The sequence below is a fragment of the Legionella quinlivanii genome (assembly GCF_003265995.1).
Taxonomy (GTDB): domain Bacteria; phylum Pseudomonadota; class Gammaproteobacteria; order Legionellales; family Legionellaceae; genus Legionella_C; species Legionella_C quinlivanii_A.
Genome location: NZ_MVJN01000001.1, coordinates 285,642 through 302,683, shown reverse-complemented (window position 1 = coordinate 302,683; position 17,042 = coordinate 285,642). Strand labels below are relative to the sequence as shown.

Below are 17,042 nucleotides of genomic sequence, written 5' to 3'. Positions count from 1 at the left end.
ATGTAATAAAAAATGAGCATAGTTAAAGTACGCAACATTTTTCTAATTGGGCCAATGGGAGCAGGAAAAAGCACGATAGGCCGTACTTTGGCAAAGGAGCTCAAACTTGAGTTCTATGATTCAGATGAAGTAATTGAAGAACGTGCCGGTGCTGATATATCCTGGATATTCGATATTGAAGGTGAAGATGGTTTTCGTAAACGGGAACAAAAAGTCATTGATGAATTAACCCAGAAAACCAATATTGTGCTGGCAACGGGCGGTGGTGTAGTGATGACTCCCGAGAATCGAAATGCCCTGGCAGGACGAGGAACCGTTATTTATCTGAAAACCTCTTTGCAACAGCAATTTGAGCGCACCAAAAGAGATACGAAAAGACCGCTTTTGCAAACGGAAGATTTGGAAAGCCGTCTCGAAATGCTGCGTGATGAGAGAGAGCCTTTTTATGATGAGCTTGCGGATATCAGTTTTGAAACCGACAAATTGACGGTGAAAGCAGTCGCTAATAATATTATCAAATATATATATGGCGAAGTCTGAGTTATATAAACAGATTTTAGTAAGCTTGCCTGACCAGGATTATCCAATCCATATTGGAGAAAATCTCTTGGCAGATCCTCTTTTTTTGAGGAGTGTTGTTAAATCAAGGCAAGTTTTAATTGTAAGCAATGAAACGGTGGCTCCACTCTATATGGAGCAATTGGAGTCAGTGTTTGCTGACAGACAATGCGATGTGGTCCTTTTGAGAGATGGCGAACAATATAAGAATCAGGAAAGCCTGACGCAGATTTATGACAAGCTTATCAGCGCATCGCACCACCGGGATACCTGCCTCATCGGCCTTGGGGGTGGAGTGGTTGGCGATATCACCGGTTTTGCCGCCTCCACTTATCAGCGAGGTGTTGGTTTTGTGCTGATTCCTACAACGCTGTTAGCTCAGGTTGATGCTTCTGTAGGCGGGAAAACTGCTATTAATCATTCGCTTGGGAAAAATATGATAGGCAGCTTCTACCAGCCTGATGCGGTCATTATCGATGTGAAAACACTCACCAGTCTGCCAAAGCGGGAACGCCAGGCTGGATTTGCAGAAGTGATTAAGTATGCCATCCTTAAAGCAGGTGATTTATCGCTTGAAATCAAACATTTATTAGAGGCTCCTTTTTCTGAGACAAATTTGTTGCCTGTCATTACTCAATGCTGTGAAATCAAGGTGAGTTATGTACAGGAGGATGAAAAAGAGCAGGGCCGCCGGGCTTTACTTAATCTGGGACATACCATCGGTCATGCACTGGAAGCTTATACCCGTTATGAGCGCTGGCTGCATGGCGAGGCGGTTGCCATTGGTTTATACTGTATCGCGTTATTATCGCGGGAGATGGGTTATCTCGAGCAGTCCGGGGTCGAGCAGGTGGATGAGCTTTTAAAATTGGCAGAATTGCCGCGCCGCATCCCTAAAGATATCAATCTGGACAATTTGACGCTGTTAATGGCTAAAGATAAAAAAATTAAGAATAATAAATTGCGCTTTATACTGATTAAAAAAATAGGCGAATGCTACATTGAGGACAAGGTTCCTGCCGATTTGCTACAGAAGGTATTAAAGCTCGCAGTCGAAGGAGAGTAATTCGTGCTAAATGATTCCATGGATAAAGACCACCGTGAACCAACGATGGAAACACCTCCCTTTAAACCCGCAGCCTGGCTTAACAAGATTGATTTTATTAATCATCTGGTTTTATTGAATAATGTATTAATCACTGTGCTTGCAGAAAAAGGCGGAGGGAAAAGTACTTTTGCCCAGATTTTAAAATCATCCCTAGACTCCGGAGTCAAGACTGGATTGATTAATGCCGAGGCGCCACTTAATGTGCAGCAGGTATTGTCTAAACTGTATGAAGCATTTCATTTGCGAATCGATGCCGAACAAAGCCTGTCTAACTTTGTCCAGCAAGTGAATGAAAGAAAGGTGCATGTGCTGGTTATTATCGATAATGCACAACTTTTACCTGATCTTTTTATCAAAGAGGCTTTACTTGAGATTAAAAAACAGGGCAATACGGGGTTTTTCCACTTATGCCTGGTTTCAGACTATAGTCTGGCGGCCAGTATTAATAGTTTAGATAAAGATTTATTTGATAATTTAATTCATAGCATCGAGCTTGGCGGATTATCAGAAAGCGAAACAAAGACCTATCTGTTAAAGTTTCTCCCCTCTCCAAGACGCCTTGATAAAACCATGACTGATAAACGCCTGGCGCAGTTTTACCAATTGACTGGCGGCTATATTGGACGAATTAACACTCAGATGCAGGATTTCTTCAACCCGGACACCTTAAAAGCCAGCCGCCCTCGTCGTGCAGGCGTCAAAGCCTATGGTCTTTTAGGCGCTGCCTTGGTAGGTTTGGGATTTGCTTATACATCCACCCAGAATCAAACCCTGGCAGTAGCTGAGCCTGTAGTGGAGCCTGCACCCGCTCCAATACCCGCGCCTCAGTTTCAAGAGGTGGCTTCATTAATGGAATTGCCCGCGCCTTCGGTCTTTTTGACTGTTCCACAAGAAAAGCTTGTGTCAAGCCTGCCTAACCTGGCAAGCAACTCCATTCAACTTTTACGCTCCCATATTGAGCCGGCACTGGTTACCGAAATTCCTTCCTGGACTGTGGCATCATCGTCTCAGGAGCTGCAACCGCCGCCAATGAGACGAGTAATCGAGTTTAATACGGATGAAGACGATGAGCTGAATAACCTGGTGGTGATGGACAAGGTGGTTGTGATTCCAAAAACGGTTAATAAGACAAATCCGCACGCCGCCTCGGTCAAATCGCTTGCCAGCAATAAGCCCGCTAAAACTTTGCCAGTGCGCCCAGCTGAAACGAGCAAGCCTGCTGTCATTCAGACATCGAAAACTAGCAAGCCGTCGGCCACGCAGTTCACTATTCAAATCCTCGCCAGCCGCAATGCCGATGATTTAAAGCGCTTTGTTGCGCGCCATATTGAAGCTAAAAATGGAAAGATTTATCGCACGCTTCGTGAAGGCAGTGAGTGGTTTGTATTAACGCTTGGTAATTTTCCTGATTTAAGTAAAGCGCAACTGGCTGTTAAAGCCTTGCCCGGGGAGCTTGCTCAGCGTAAGCCCTGGGTGAGGTCCACAAGCAGTTTGAAGGCAATTGGATAAATGAAGAGAAGGGATTGATTCTGCCATTAAGTTAAGGAAATTTTGTCATTCCCACGAAGGTGGGAATCCATTCCTCAATTGGCATTATAGCTCGCTCAGAGATGGATCCCCGCCTGCGCGGGGATGACAGTTTAATATACAATTGAGCTTAACTTAATGGCAGTGAGGGTGAGGGTTGATTTTAACCATTTAGTGTGAGAGTACAGACTGATGCTCTTGTGAGAGGCCATAGGTGTTTTCAATCACTTCTTCCAGCTGTTCCCGCATCATGATCACCAAATCATAACGTTTGCTGGTTTTGGCATTTTTTCCATCAAGCCAGGTATTGATAGCCTCTAAAAGAGTTCGATCATTTGTTTCATCAGGCACGTTCATGGCATGCGCATGGATAGCATTCTCAAGTATTCTGGTGGCATCAGTTCGGAAATAAGAAGCGGGGCTGATTGACTTCTTCCATTCATTCACAAAATAGTTTGTATCTCGTAAATTTTCGCGGTTAATCTGAGCAAGCTCTGTTTTACCGACGTTCATATCGAGTAGTTTGCCCTGAAGATGATAACGAAGAGATTCTACCTGAGCATATCGGGATGAGGCAGAGTTTGCTTTTAAAATTAGCCATCGATCCGCCAATTTAAAAAGACGTTTAACCTCATCTGAATCATTATAGTTTGTACAGTGAATTAGCATGGCCAAACCTTTAGTTAATTCAGTAGAAAAGCGTGACGCTTTTTTATCCTGCCTATCCCACCAATTTGTAATCGATTCATCTTTCAAAAGACCGTAGCCTGAACGAATACCTGCCTGGGGGTGTAATTTGTCCACATAACGGTAGGCATCCCTGGCTCGCAGGCCAAAGAAACCTTGCAATTGCTGAGCCGGTGGAAATTGTGCTGGTGGTAGTGTTTCATTAACGGCATAAGTTTTTTGGGCTTCCTGTATTTTTCGTGCCACTTCCTCTTTGCGGACGTAACCACGCTTTTCCAGTGATTTGGCTATTGCCATATTTAAATGCTCTTCACCATCGGCTGCATTTAGTCTGACCTGATGATGGCTTTCACGAGGAATAATAATTAATTCGCGCTTGGCTGTATGAGGGAGACTGGGGACTATTTGTGAGAAAAAGGCTCGATGAATATTGGAGTTATTCTCATAAAACACTTCTGTATGCAGATGCTCAGGCTTGATTAAACTAGCTAATTCGTCTGAGCGTAGAGTATGTGTGCCTGCTAGTGCGACATGTAACTGGCAACCCTCAGGCATCGCATTGGTAATCTCAGCATTTTCATCCACATAATAAATAACACGACCTATAACTACATATTGATTTTTGTAAGCTTGGTAATTCTCGGGTACTTTGCTCAGTACATTCAGGTCAACCCATTGTCGAACGCCTGTGTAAGCTCCAAGAATAATGGTCGCATTTTTTATATTTGAGCAATCACTGCAATCAGCCATATTGGCCGCATTACTTCCAGGGATTTGATAAGAGTTACCCGGTACAGGCTGGTCGGCGACTACATCGACCTCAACATTCGGTGCGAATGTTTTAAATTGTTGCGCCTCGAGAAAAGCGGTTACACCGCCGCGGCTAAAGCCTGCGAAAGTGACTGAAGTTATTTCTTTTTGCTCATCTCCAGCTGCAACAGTGGAGTAGGGTTTACTGATTCCTACCTTTTTTGATGCTAAATCAGAGGTCGATAAATATAATTTACCATCTCTCATTTCAAACACTTGATTGGTGAATCGTTCAGTAAAGCCTTTTAAATCCGGGAAAATACCCGCATTACACACTTCGCGGTCATGACAGCCTTTAACGAAGATGGTTTTAACATTGGGATCATTGACATAATCATAGCCATTTAAAAAATTGGTGCCAGGATTTCCTGTACCACAAAAATAAATAACTAAATGCATATTTGTTCCTCAATTATATTTGTGTGCTAATTATAGCCATGAAAGCTTAATGTAATGTTAAGAAATGCAGGTTATTCGAGAACGCCATGCGCCGCTCTGACAGCCTCTTCCAGCTGCTCACGAATAATGATGACTAAATCGAAACGTTTATTGGACTGCGCATTTTCCTGATTTAACCATTGATCAAGAATGCCCAGTAATTTTTCAGCATTTTCTCTGGTAGGTAGTTCACCTGCATAATCATGAATAGCTTCTTCTAAATCCCTTGTTTGCTTGGTGCGAAAATAATTGGCGTTTTTAACAGTTTTATTCCATTCAGAAAGAAAATAATTGGTTTCGTGCATATTTTCCCAGACAATGGCTGCCAGTTCCTTCGGCTCAACTCCCAAGGCGATTAATTTAGCACCTATGTGATAACGAAGTGCTTCGACCATGGCGTATCGTGACGAGGCAAAGTTAGTTTTCAGGATAAGCCAGGTGTCGGTTTCTTTATATAACTCCTTGAGGGAATCTTTGTCAGATAAATCCACTGATTTTAAATTTTTCACCAGTAATTGGGTTAAAAGGGTGGAGTAATGCGACACTTTTTTGTCTTGGCGTTCCCACCAGTCAACCAGACTTTCTTCGTGACGAAGTTCATAGCCTTTTCTAAGTCCCATATTTCCATGGGATTTGTGTTGTACTGGTTCCTTTTTAATGCCGAAATAGTTCGATAGATCGGCATCAATCAGTGGAGGAATACTTGGATTTAATTGCTGATAGAGAAATGATGCAGCTCTGCGGCAAGTCAGCGTTTTTTTAACCACGATTTCCTGAGTAAGAAACCCTCTTTTTCTTAAAGATTTTGCCAACTCCATATTTAAATGCTCTTCACCATCGGCGGAGTTTTCACGTACCTGATGACTCTCTCTGGGAATCACAATCAGATTTTTGATAGCACTATCTGGAAGCAGGGGGGTAATCTGTGTAAAGAAAACGCGGTGATATGGCTCATCCGCGTCCGGAATGGCAAGTGACTCCGCATAGGCTTCAACAATGACGCTCACATGACGTATATTGTTGCAATGACTGCAGTCCCTAATGTTCGCCGCCTGGCTGCCCGGGAGTTGATAAGCATTTCCTGACACAGGTTGATTGGCAATGATGTCTATTTCCACTTTAGGAGCAAGGTTTTCAAGGAGCGGGGCAACCTCAAAGGCGGTCAAGGCGCCGCGATTAAAACCGGCCAGGCTAATTGAGGTGATATCTTCTCTGGCATCTTCTGCTGTTACCGTCGTTTTCTTCCGTGTGACAAGTTCCCCGTTATGAGTATAGGAATATTCCTCATGCGTATTGATACCCAGTTTAAGACGAGCCAAATCGACATGTTTTAATCCAGGATACTCGCCTCGGCTTTCAAAAAGAGCATGAACAAATCGTTCGGCAAAGGATTTTAAATTGGGAAACAGGATTGAATTACAAACTTCAGAATGATGACAGCCTTCAACGAAAATAGTTTTAATGCTGGGGTCGTTTATATCATAACCATTTAAGAAATCATTTCCGGAGTTTCGGGCTCCACAAAAATAAATCACCAAATGCATACCTGCCCCACAACTTTACTATTTGTTAGTATAGTGAGTATAGTGGTCAAATATTGGTCTGACAAAGAAAAAAGAAATTTTTATTGAAGCATCAGTAGCACCAGCGAATATCGCTTGTGCAATAAACAGCAAAACCCTCTGGGCCTAGATTTCTTCGAGGGCTTCTTCAGGCATGGTTACATTGAGTTCCAATACAGCACTATCTCCCATTCGCTCTAAGTTGACACTGACTTTATCGCGGGTAATCGGGATGTATTTCGCAATCACCGCCAAAATTTCTTCCTGAAGCTTTGGCAGATAATCAGGGGTGTTTCGCTGAGTACGTTCATGCGAAATGATGATTTGCAATCGTTCTTTGGCAACTGAGGCAGTACTGTTTCGTCTTCTCAAATAATTGAATATACTCATGCTGTGGCATCCTCTCTGTTCTTACCAAATAATCTGCGCAGAATTCCTTTCCGTTCACTTTGGATAAAACGCATGGGTCTGCTTTCGCCAAGAAAGCGGGCAATCGCATCCTGATAAGCCAATCCTGCATCACTGTGCTCATCCAGAATAACAGGTGTTCCTGTATTGGATGCCTTTAAAACAGCTTTGGATTCAGGAATGACTCCTATCAATGGAATAGCCAGAATTTCTTTTACATCTTCAACGGAGAGCATTTCTCCTTTTTCCACTCGCTCAGGATCATAGCGAGTCAATAATAAATGTTCCTGCACAGGACTGTTATTATCAATTGCACGCTTGGTTTTGCTGGCTAAAATTCCAAGAATTCGGTCAGAATCTCTTACTGATGACACCTCCGGATTCGTTACTACGATGGCATGATCAGCAAAATGCATGGCCATTAAGGCGCCAGTTTCAATTCCAGCCGGGGAATCGCATACAATATATTCAAATTCAGCGGATAAATCTTTTAAAACCCGCTCAACTCCTTCAAGAGTTAATGCGTCTTTATCCCGTGTTTGTGAGGCAGGCAGGATATAAAGGTCTGAAATACGTTTGTCTTTAATCAATGCCTGATTCAGGCTGGCTTCACCGTTGATGACATTCACAAAATCATACACCACACGACGTTCACAACCCATAATAATATCAAGATTACGAAGTCCGATATCGAAATCAACAACAACTGTTTTGTGACCCTTTAATGCGAGACCAGAAGAAATTGCAGCGGATGTAGTAGTTTTACCCACGCCCCCTTTGCCTGAAGTGACGACAATTATTTTAGCCAAAACGATACCCTTCCTGTAACACAAAAATTTTGGTCCAGTTTACACGGGTTTGATTGTATTATTCAAGCTCAAGTTTTTAGGAAAATGAAATAATTTATTGACAATCATTGATTAAATCAATGAGTTTCCGATTCAGCGCAGGATCTTGTTGTCTCTGCTTGCAAACAGCCCTAAAATGAAGCGCTATTATTAATCAAAAGACAGTTGTATTTAAAGAGGAAAAAATGAACCAGCGCAGAATGTTAAAATCTAAAATTCACAGAGCCACTGTAACCCATGCGGATCTGGATTATGAGGGAAGCATCACCATCTCTCCCGAGCTGCTTAAAGCCGCCGATATTTTGCCTTTTGAAGCAGTGCATGTCTGGAATGTGACTGCCGGCACACGCTTTGAAACCTATGCGATTACAGGTGAAGCGAATTCACGGGCGATTTGCGTCAATGGAGCGGCAGCTCATTTGGTCACACCGGGTGATATTATCATCATTGCTTCCTTTGTGCAGATGGATGAGCAATCCTGTCGAAATTATCAACCAACAGTTGTATTTGTTGATGAACAGAATCAATATAAGGAAGTAAGGGCAGAAATTGCCGCTCTATTGGATTAATTATGAAGAAAAAACTATGGTTTGGTTGGGTATTATCGCTTTGCAGTTTCTCGCTAATGGCTGGCGAATGCAAAACTAGCCGGGAAAATTATTTCGAAAATGAGGATGCAAAAGCCTGGATAACGACGCTTTGCCCTGAGGATATTCTGGCTTACCATAGCCATCAGTTTCCAAGGGTTATTGTGCCCCAGGAAGACGGCAGTCTTCAGGTGGTTTATCGTTCGGGAGAAAAGCGGATTATTCAATTGAAAAAATCGATACCTCTGTTTCTCGATACCGCCCAGGGACAGGAATTACATCAGGATATCAACATAGGCAAAACAGCACTGCATATTCTGGTAATTGAGCTCAGAAAAAAATCATAAACTGTAAAAATTACAACTCCCGCACTCGGCGGGAGCTGTAGTTGTCGAGATTACCAGCTGGCTGAAGTACAACAGCTTGTGGTATATCCGCAGCAGCCTGAGGTTGTCGTATATTGAACGGCTGAATAATTGGCGCATCCACCGCCACAATTATTAAATCCACAACCTGAAACGAGTACAGCAGCAGTAGCGATGATTACAGCAGATACTATTTTTTTCATGATAGCGTCCTTGCAGGATGGTTTAGTATAACTATATACCATAAAATCATGGTGTACAAATATTGGCTAAATATTTAATAATTTTTCTTGAATAATCATAGTCCGTCTATTAGGCTAACGCTTTAAAAAACTAAAAAAAGGATATTTATGAAACTGTATTTCAGTAAAGGCGCCTGTTCATTAGGGGTTCGTATTCTAATCAATGAGTTGGGTCTGGATGTTGAATATGAGTCAGTGAATCTGAGAAGCAAAACGACTGAAAAGGGAGATAATTTTCTTGATATAAATCCCAAGGGTGCAGTGCCGGTACTTGAGATTACTCCGGAGAAGAGATTGACGGAAAATGTAGTAATCCTTCAGTATCTTGCTGACACTCATAATGCCGCAAGTTTATTACCGGCTGTTGTGAAATCTTTGAAAGAAGAGCAATAAGTTTGTTCCAGACAGCGGATTGCAGCCTGGGTTCTTTGAAAACGGGCTGCAATCGTTTATTATCGCCAATTATTAATTTCTGCTCTTTGTCCGGAGATTATCAATGCTGATAAAAAAATTGATTTCAATTGCAGTAGTTTCTGCAGCACTTGCCTTAACTGCATGTACAAAAGAACTTGAGCCGGGAGATTATGACTCCGCTGAAGTGGGTAAAATCAAAAAAGTGGTTCCTGGTACCATTATTTCAATGCGTCCTGTTCGTTTGCATAATAAAAATGCGGAAGCAGGCATTGTAAGCCCCGCCAATGAGAATTCAGATAATGTTGATACAGGCACTAACCGTTCTCACGGTTATGAATACGTTATCAGGCTAAACAGCGGCAGTATCATTTCTGTGGTTCAGGCTGAAAATATCAAGTTAAAAACCAAGCAACATATTCTGGTCATTTATGGCCGCAATACAAGAGTAGTGCCTGATAACGGCAGTGATGATTATTAGTGGATAATCTGAACGCGCTGTTGTTTTCGCGCAGGCACATAAGGTCAACTTAAAGAAAATCCCCTCTTTAACTGTCCGCGAGGGAAATGAAGATAGGTGCACAAAAAACCGTCTTTGCGAGCGTTAGCGAAGCAATCCAGCTCCTTACTCTGTTCCAGCTTCGATCTGGATTGCTTCACTTTGTTCGCAAAGACAACAGATTTGCTGCTTTGTTCTATTTACGCAAAATGCCGCGAGGGAATGACATAATAATGTCAAAGAGAAATTTGCCAATGGATATCTACTCCACAAACTCCCGAATAGCCTTCAAAAAGTGCAGGCCATAGTGATTTAACTTATGCTGTCCTACACCGGTAACGTTCAAGAGCTCTTCCGCAGTCTGGGGATTTTTCCTGACCATGTCATGTAAGGTACTGTCGCTAAAGATCATAAAGGGCGGTTTGTTTTCCTGCTCTGCAAGCTTCCTTCGCAATGCACGCAAAGCGACAAATAAGGGATCGTTGTCCTTAGAGAAATATTGCTCTTTTATTCTTGCAATAATCCCTTTGGGCTTTTCGCTGGGAAGCACCAGCATGACTTTTTCTTCTCCTTTTAAGACTGCTTTGGCCTTTTCCGATAAGCGCAGCACATTGAAATGATGGGTATCCTGATAGCAATAATCTCTATGAATCAACTGCCAGGTCAAAAGTTTCCAGAATTTGCCGGATTTGTCTTTCCCTATTCCATAAGTGGACAGTTTTTCATGGCCATTCTGTAATATCTTCTCAGCATTACTGCCGCGAAGCACATCAATTACATAGGATATACCGTAACTTTGCTTTAATCGATAAATACAGGAGAGAATCTTTTGCGCTTCCAGGGTTGCATCCTGGGTTACAGGAGGGGAGTCGCAAATATCGCAATACTGACATTGGGGCTCGCTGCTTTCATCAAAATAATGTAAGAGAATATGACGGCGACAGTGGCTGGCTTCGGCAAAGGCCATCATATGATTTAACTTATTAAGTTCAACCCGGTGTTTCTGTTCATCCTCAATTTCGGCAATCCAGCCTCTTAGACGAGCGCTGTCAGCTGGATCATAGAGTAGAAATGCCTGGGAGGGTAATCCGTCGCGTCCGGCCCGACCGGTTTCCTGATAGTAACTTTCAATGGTTTTAGGCAAATCATAATGGACCACATAGCGCACATTAGGCTTATCAATACCCATCCCGAAAGCCAGTGTCGCTACCACAATATCGATGTGATCGTGGCGAAAGAGCGATTGAACTTCCCGCCGTTCGGCATGCGATAGCCCTGCATGGTAAGCGCGCGCTTTATGACCCTGACTTTGAAGTCTTTCAGCCAGCTGGGTAACGGCATTGCGCGTTCCGCAGTAAATAATACCGGCTTGAGACTCCTGTTCTTTTAAAAAATGCGCCAGCTGTTTTCCTGGATTATCTTTGTACTCAACCCGGTAGTGGATATTAGGGCGATTGAATGAATCGACATAGGATAGAGGCTGATAATTTAATTTGTCGATGATGTCCTGACGTGTCTGCTGGTCTGCGGTCGCGGTGAGTGCGATAACGGGTACATCAGGGAAATACGTTTTCAATTTACCCAGTTCTGCATACTCAGGGCGAAAATCATGCCCCCATTGCGAAATACAATGAGCCTCATCAATGGCAAATAAAGCCAGTTCGCAATCCTCAAGGCGCTGCAGAAAAGAAAGACTTACCAGCCGCTCCGGAGCAATATACAGTAAATCCAGTTCCTGCTGATGCAGTTGAGCCAGCACTTGCCGCGATTCTTCGCTATTAAGTGAAGAATTATAATAAGCGGCCCGGATACCCTGTAACTTCAGGGCAGCCACCTGATCTTCCATTAAAGCGATTAAGGGCGAAACGACGATAGCTACACCCGGTCGAATCAGTGCAGGAACCTGATAGCAAAGGGATTTCCCACCACCGGTAGGCATCAGTACGAGTAAGTCCTTGCCAGCTAGCAAGTCGCTAATGACCTGTTGCTGCAAACCGCGAAAAGAGTCATAACCAAAATAATCTTTCAAAATTTTGGTTGCTTGATGGGATGTGCGTTCCAGGACTTGTTCCATGATTTTTCTTTTTTTTATTTCATAGACAGCAAAAATTGGCAATAATATCATTTTATTGATTCAATAAAAATGACAGATTAGCGTGTCTAATAAATTAGTCACTACAACTTAAGGACAAACAATGGATTTCACTTATAGTGAAGAGCATCAGGCTTTTCGGGAGATGGCTGCTGATTTCGCACGCGAAAAGCTAATGCCTTATGCTGAAAAATGGGATCAGGAACATTATTTTCCAATTGAAGTGCTGAAGGAAGCGGCAGCGCTTGGAATGGCCGGTTTGGTAGTGTCTGAAGAAATTGGCGGGACCGGAATGACCCGCCTGGATGCTTCTCTGATTTTCGAGCAATTGGCATCCGGTTGTGTAAGCACCAGCGCTTTTCTGTCTATTCATAATATGGTGGTTTCTTTAATTGACCGCTACGGTTCAGAACCTTTGCGCCAGCAGTGGGGGCCTCGTCTTACTGAAATGCAGGTGATAGGCAGCTATTGCCTGACTGAACCCGATTCTGGCTCCGATGCCGCTTCCTTAAAGACCCGAGCAGTGAGAGAAGGTGATTATTATACGCTCAACGGCGCTAAATCATTTATTTCCGGAGGCAGTGTCAGTGATGTGTATTTATGTATGGTTCGTACCGGGGATGAGTCACATCATGGTATTTCCTGTCTTCTAATCGAGAAAGATACGCCGGGATTAAGTTTTGGAAAACTGGAAAGAAAAATGGGATGGCATAGCCAGCCCACATCCATGTTATTTTTTGAAAATTGTAAAGTGCCAGTCAGCAATCGAGTCGGTGATGAAGGGATGGGGTTCAAGATTGCTCTAAATGCGTTAAATGGAGGGCGCGTCAATATCGCTTCCTGTTCATTGGGCGGTGCGCTTGCCTGTCTAAGACTGGCCCAGTCTTATTTGCACGAACGCAAGCAATTTGGCAAATCATTATCCCAAATGCAGGCCTTGCGTTTTTATTTTGCAGACATGTTAACTGATTTTGAAGCCGCCCGGCTGATGGTTTACCGCGCGGCAGATGCTTTGGATAAAAATAATCCTAAAGCCCCAATGTATTGTGCAATGGCCAAACGCCTGGCAACAGATGTTGCATTTCGTATCAGTGATCGAGCGATGCAGATGCACGGAGGCTATGGGTATTTGCAGGATTATCAGGTTGAAAGAATATTCAGAGATCTGCGTGTGCACCAAATCCTTGAAGGAACGAATGAAATCATGCGCGAAATTGTTGCCAAATCAGTTCTTGATGAAGAATATTTTATTGATTAAGGTTTTATCTAACGGCGCAGCGCGCTATTAACAGGAGTTAGTAATGGATGTTATTGAACAGGAATTAAATCAGGACGGGATTTTCACTATCACTTTAAATCGACCTGATAAGTTAAATTCCCTAAGTACAGAGGTTTTGCAGGCACTGTCGGAATTATTTCACGAGGCCAGAACCAATGACAGAATTAAAGCTGTGCTGATTACTGGTGCGGGTAAGGCGTTTTGTGCCGGCGCAGATATTTCTCGATTGGCTGAGTGCAATGCGCAGACAGGTTATCAGTTCGCCTGCGAAGGGCAGGATGTTTTTCGCCAGCTAGAGACACTGGGCAAGCCTTCTCTGGCTGCTATCAATGGTTTCGCTTTTGGCGGGGGCTGCGAACTGGCAATGGCCGCTACCTTGCGCATAGCCTCGACCAAGGCACAATTTGGGCAACCGGAAGTGAAGCTAGGTGTCATTCCAGGTTATGGAGGAACACAGCGTCTGGCCCGATTGGTTGGAAAGGGCAGAGCATTAGACCTTTGCCTTACCGGGCGTTTTATCAGTGCCGAAACGGCGTACACCTGGGGATTGGTTACTGATGTGGTTGAGCCGGAGCAATTGCTTGAGCAGGCTAATAAGACCTTAAAAACTATCTTGTCGATGGCCCCTTTAGCCATTCAGGGCGTTATGGAAGTCATTGATCATGGTTTTGACCTCTCATTAACCGATGCCTTGCATCTTGAAGCGGTTCATTTCGCAAAAGTTTGTGCATCGCAGGATAAACAGGAAGGCGTGCAGGCATTTCTTGCCAAACGGCAGGCAGTATTCCAAGGGGAATAATAAAAATGAGCAGCAATATTCTTTTTGAAAAGAAGGAACAACTGGGAATCATTACACTCAATCGACCCAATGCGCTGAATGCTTTGACTTTAGAGATGATTAAATCCTTACAGGAGCAATTAATCGAGTGGGAACATGACCGCCATATTCATGCGGTGCTCATTCAGGCAACTCCCGGAAAAGCATTTTGTGCCGGGGGGGATGTGCGCTGGCTCTATGAAAGTGGTTTGCATAAAGAAAAAGAGCAGATGGAGTTTTTCTGGCATGAATATCGATTAAATCATTATATTCATCACTATTCAAAACCTTATATTGCATTAATGAACGGCATTACCATGGGTGGCGGCGTCGGTATTTCTCTTCATGGTTCACATCCTGTTGCTACCGAGAATTTTGTATTTGCCATGCCTGAAACTGGAATTGGTTTTTTTCCTGACATTGGTGCCAGCTATCTTCTGGCAAGATTACCTCATTATCTTGGGGTTTATCTTGGCTTGACGGGTAATCGCTTAACGAGCCAGGACGCTTTGGCAGCAGGTTTAATTAGAAAAATTATTCCAGCCGAGCATTCGACCGGGCTTATTGAGCTACTCAACAAGACTGATCTTGCTGTCAACGCCGCTCAGAAAGTCGATGATTGCCTTACACAGCTGCCGTTAGCCGATACTCACCACTCCATAGCAAATGCAGGCCAGATTGAAAAGCACTTCAAGTTCAATACAATTGAGGAGATTCTGGTTTCATTAAATGCCGCTCAGGATGAATGGTCGAAAGCCTGCCTGGCTAATTTACAGCAGAAAGCGCCCTTAAGTTTAAAAATAACCCTGACACAGATCCACAAAGCCCGATTTTTATCAATGGCTGATTGCATCAAAATGGATTACTGTCTGGTGCGGCATTTCATGAACGATTCCGATTTTTACGAGGGCGTGCGCGCTTTGCTGGTAGATAAAGATAAATCTCCTCATTGGGATCCGAAACAGCTGGAAGGGGTTTCTGAAGCTAAAGTGGCGGATTATTTTGAATGCGAGCAGGAACTGGAGCTTTTGGATTAAGGCCTTGATGCGCTCGCATCAAGGTTTATTATGAATACAATTATTCAACCAAAAATTGGCAATATCAATTCGCCTTGCTATCCATACATCCTTAAACTGCCTGATGTAAGCAATAAACTGTTGAATAGCCAGGCATCTTCCCGGACGTCCGCTAATCCGGGGATGCAAGCCAATCGTCATTAAAGCCATACGTTGCTCCTGATAAAGATAATCGAAGCTGGCTTTCAGGTGGGAATAAAAGTCCTGCCACAGGGCAAAGCCTGGACTGGTCGTATAACGAAAATCATTGCAGTCGAGCGTGTAGGGGATTATCAGATGCTCGTCTAGTAAATAGGGCAAATCATCGGCATAACTCTCGGAATCATACTTAAATCCGCCAATCTCCAAAAGCAATTCACGTGTATTGCTGCTGCGCCGACCCGTATACCAACCTTGAGGCCTTCGGCCAGTTGCCTCGTTAATCGCATTAATGCATTGAGTAATATGCAGTTTTTCCTCTTCCCTGGACATTTGTGCATAATCAATCCATCGCCATCCATGACCAGCCGCTTCATGGCTTGTGTTCCGTAAATAAGACCCCAATTCGGGGTTTAAACGAATGGCCAGACCGGTGATAAAGAAAGTCAGTGGAATTTTTTCCCGCTCAAACAGGCGGATAAGACGCCAGATGCCGCAGCGGCTGCCATATTCAAATAATGATTCCATGCTTAAATTGCGCATGCCTGATGGCTTGGCTGCCAAGGGAAACTCTCCACCATAGGTTTCGGCTATTAAGTCACCATTGACAGGCGATAGTTCAGCACCTTCTTCAAAATTGATGACGAAGTTAATGGCAAGTTTGGCATTTCCCGGCCAGCAGTTGAGTGGAGGATTGGGGCCATAGCCGACCATGTCGCGCATCATTTTCTACCCCAACTCGAAGGAGGTGATACCATAGATTGATTGAATTTTCACTTCAGGTTCCCCTTTTAAATACATACGGGAGGTAGTGAACACTTTTTCCATTTCATATTGCTTTACCAGATTTATCGCATGAGGGTTATTTTCAGGAATATCTAAAAAAACCAAATGACTTTTAGCCTGTTTACACAATTGAAGAAATAAATCATTGGCGATAGCAGGGTTGTCAGCGAATAATGGCCCGATTCGATAGCCTTCATGTGCGGGACGAATGACCCCATACCCACATAATTCCCCCTGGTGAAGACATGCAAGGCTTATACTGTCTGGTTGATTAATCCAGCAGTTCAGAAATGATTCGCGCCGCGCCGGAAAATGCTGACGGTCATAATCACTCAGGCGCTTTAAATCGACTTGTTTTAAATCAATAAAAGAAGGGTCTGCGGCAATAGCGATTGAATGGGTTTCCCAGCGATAACGGGCATTGGCATGAGCTTGTCGATAACCGAGACGGCTGTATTTCTCGAGCATTTGTGGAACACCATCAATGCCCGCATTGCGGCTGCCTACATACTCCAGGCGTTTTCGCGTTAACGCCAGGCCATAACCTCCGCCACGATAGGCCTTATCGACAATATAAAAACCGCAGAACGCAAAATGCTCGTCATAACGAACAGCAGAACCGATCGCAATCGTCTTGCCGTCAAGCCTTCCAGCAAAAAAACCATCAGGGTCTGTCTGATAATAACAATTGATATCATGCAAACCAGGATTCCAGCCTTCTCTGGCTGCCCATTCAAAGGCTATATTCGCTTCCTGCCGACTCATTCGCTCAATGACATAATTCATCGCAGTCCTTGCTAAATT

General features: G+C 43.6%; 18 protein-coding genes. 10 read left to right on the top strand and 8 right to left on the bottom strand.

What is annotated here, in order from left to right:
• The first annotated feature begins 12 nt into the window (after positions 1-12).
• Genes aroK through B1207_RS01230 form a run of 3 tightly spaced genes read left to right on the top strand, consistent with a single transcriptional unit; the run spans position 13 to position 3,175 of the window.
• Positions 13-540 carry a shikimate kinase AroK gene (gene aroK, locus B1207_RS01240; RefSeq protein ID WP_112218181.1) on the top strand — a complete coding sequence of 176 codons (528 nt, stop codon included), beginning with the start codon at positions 13-15 and terminating at the stop codon, positions 538-540.
• On the top strand, positions 527-1,624 hold the full coding sequence (aroB, locus tag B1207_RS01235) for a 3-dehydroquinate synthase (protein WP_112218180.1): 1,098 nt from the start codon (positions 527-529) through the stop codon (positions 1,622-1,624). The genes aroK and aroB overlap by 14 nt, the downstream gene beginning before the upstream one ends.
• Positions 1,625-1,627: 3 nt before the next feature.
• On the top strand, positions 1,628-3,175 hold the full coding sequence (locus B1207_RS01230; protein ID WP_146739993.1) for an AAA family ATPase: 1,548 nt from the start codon (positions 1,628-1,630) through the stop codon (positions 3,173-3,175).
• Between the two features lie 189 nt (positions 3,176-3,364).
• Here B1207_RS01230 and B1207_RS01225 read toward each other — a convergent pair whose 3' ends face one another.
• The 4 genes from B1207_RS01225 to minD all read right to left on the bottom strand — a co-directional run bounded on the left by B1207_RS01225 (position 3,365) and on the right by minD (position 7,907).
• A complete protein-coding gene (locus tag B1207_RS01225) occupies positions 3,365-5,089 on the bottom strand; it encodes a hypothetical protein (RefSeq protein ID WP_112218178.1) in 1,725 nt (574 codons plus the stop codon).
• Between the two features lie 71 nt (positions 5,090-5,160).
• Positions 5,161-6,672, bottom strand: coding sequence for a hypothetical protein (locus tag B1207_RS01220; RefSeq protein ID WP_112218177.1), 1,512 nt, complete (start codon positions 6,670-6,672; stop codon positions 5,161-5,163).
• Between the two features lie 144 nt (positions 6,673-6,816).
• Positions 6,817-7,080, bottom strand: coding sequence for a cell division topological specificity factor MinE (minE, locus tag B1207_RS01215; RefSeq protein ID WP_058509002.1), 264 nt, complete (start codon positions 7,078-7,080; stop codon positions 6,817-6,819).
• Positions 7,077-7,907, bottom strand: a complete 831-nt coding sequence (gene minD, locus B1207_RS01210; RefSeq protein WP_112218176.1) for a septum site-determining protein MinD — start codon at positions 7,905-7,907, stop codon at positions 7,077-7,079. The genes minE and minD overlap by 4 nt, the downstream gene beginning before the upstream one ends.
• 224 nt (positions 7,908-8,131) lie before the next feature.
• Between minD and panD the strand changes: the two genes are divergently transcribed.
• Positions 8,132-8,515, top strand: a complete 384-nt coding sequence (gene panD, locus B1207_RS01205) for an aspartate 1-decarboxylase (RefSeq protein ID WP_058509004.1) — start codon at positions 8,132-8,134, stop codon at positions 8,513-8,515.
• A 2-nt stretch (positions 8,516-8,517) separates the two neighbouring features.
• On the top strand, positions 8,518-8,880 hold the full coding sequence (locus tag B1207_RS01200; RefSeq protein ID WP_112218175.1) for a hypothetical protein: 363 nt from the start codon (positions 8,518-8,520) through the stop codon (positions 8,878-8,880).
• Between the two features lie 50 nt (positions 8,881-8,930).
• Here the strand turns inward: B1207_RS01200 and B1207_RS15885 are convergent, their stop codons facing one another.
• On the bottom strand, positions 8,931-9,101 hold the full coding sequence (locus B1207_RS15885; protein ID WP_157072315.1) for a hypothetical protein: 171 nt from the start codon (positions 9,099-9,101) through the stop codon (positions 8,931-8,933).
• A 147-nt stretch (positions 9,102-9,248) separates the two neighbouring features.
• Here B1207_RS15885 and B1207_RS01195 point away from each other — a divergent pair, with 147 nt between their 5' ends.
• Together B1207_RS01195 and B1207_RS01190 are read left to right on the top strand one after the other, a co-directional pair.
• A complete protein-coding gene (locus B1207_RS01195) occupies positions 9,249-9,533 on the top strand; it encodes a glutathione S-transferase N-terminal domain-containing protein (protein WP_112218174.1) in 285 nt (94 codons plus the stop codon).
• Positions 9,534-9,636: 103 nt separating this feature from the next.
• A complete protein-coding gene (locus B1207_RS01190) occupies positions 9,637-10,032 on the top strand; it encodes a hypothetical protein (RefSeq protein WP_112218173.1) in 396 nt (131 codons plus the stop codon).
• 280 nt (positions 10,033-10,312) lie between these two features.
• Here B1207_RS01190 and recQ read toward each other — a convergent pair whose 3' ends face one another.
• A complete protein-coding gene (gene recQ, locus B1207_RS01185; RefSeq protein WP_112218329.1) occupies positions 10,313-12,124 on the bottom strand; it encodes a DNA helicase RecQ in 1,812 nt (603 codons plus the stop codon).
• Between the two features lie 121 nt (positions 12,125-12,245).
• Between recQ and B1207_RS01180 the strand changes: the two genes are divergently transcribed.
• The 3 genes from B1207_RS01180 to B1207_RS01170 are packed head-to-tail and all read left to right on the top strand — an operon-like array spanning position 12,246 to position 15,275.
• Entirely contained in the window at positions 12,246-13,400 is a 1,155-nt protein-coding gene (locus B1207_RS01180; RefSeq protein WP_112218172.1) for an acyl-CoA dehydrogenase family protein, read from the top strand.
• A 43-nt stretch (positions 13,401-13,443) separates the two neighbouring features.
• On the top strand, positions 13,444-14,220 hold the full coding sequence (locus tag B1207_RS01175; RefSeq protein ID WP_112218171.1) for an enoyl-CoA hydratase/isomerase family protein: 777 nt from the start codon (positions 13,444-13,446) through the stop codon (positions 14,218-14,220).
• Positions 14,221-14,225: 5 nt separating this feature from the next.
• Entirely contained in the window at positions 14,226-15,275 is a 1,050-nt protein-coding gene (locus tag B1207_RS01170; RefSeq protein ID WP_112218170.1) for an enoyl-CoA hydratase/isomerase family protein, read from the top strand.
• Positions 15,276-15,293: 18 nt separating this feature from the next.
• Here the strand turns inward: B1207_RS01170 and B1207_RS01165 are convergent, their stop codons facing one another.
• Both B1207_RS01165 and B1207_RS01160 read right to left on the bottom strand, forming a co-directional pair.
• Entirely contained in the window at positions 15,294-16,178 is an 885-nt protein-coding gene (locus tag B1207_RS01165; RefSeq protein WP_112218169.1) for a polysaccharide deacetylase family protein, read from the bottom strand.
• Positions 16,179-16,181: 3 nt separating this feature from the next.
• The gene (locus B1207_RS01160; RefSeq protein ID WP_253255752.1) at positions 16,182-17,024 is read right to left on the bottom strand and encodes a GNAT family N-acetyltransferase; all 843 of its coding nucleotides are present in this window, start codon (positions 17,022-17,024) and stop codon (positions 16,182-16,184) included.
• Positions 17,025-17,042: the final 18 nt, after the last annotated feature.